This is a genomic window from Dellaglioa sp. CoH-57-MRSF-20 (assembly GCF_056781955.1).
Map to the genome: position 1 here is coordinate 1 of NZ_JBXAXV010000166.1, position 369 is coordinate 369.

General features: G+C 55.3%; 1 protein-coding gene. It reads right to left on the reverse strand.

Translation table 11 applies throughout. The annotated features are described in order from the left end of the window. Window positions 1-287, reverse strand: a 287-nt coding sequence (locus AC1RPN_RS08625; protein WP_481763779.1) for an NUDIX hydrolase, incomplete at its 3' end; no start/stop codon positions are given. Between the last annotated feature and the right edge of the window lie 82 nt (window positions 288-369).

Genomic DNA, 369 nt, shown 5'->3' on the forward strand with positions numbered 1-369 from the left:
AGTTCATGCGGTTCACGGTACGTTTCTTGGCCACGAAAATAAGCGATAGAGGCCATCGACGTGTCGTCGTTGAGCAGGGCTTCTACGCCCGGATGCAGAGGACTAACGTCCTCGATGTCGTCCACCCACTGGGCATCCGACGTTTCCCAATTCAACTTGGGTTGAAATTCATGAGGAACTATGGCCAAGAAGTTCTGGTACACCATGCCGTCCCCACGGAACAGTAGCAGCGGACGCAGCTTTAGCGGACCGGTATAGCCGGCCTCTTCTTGTACTTCACGAGCCACTGCCATCTCCACATGCTCTCAATGGTCTACAGCACCGCCCTACGTACCCCAACAATCAGGATTCGTGACGCCGGGACTACGC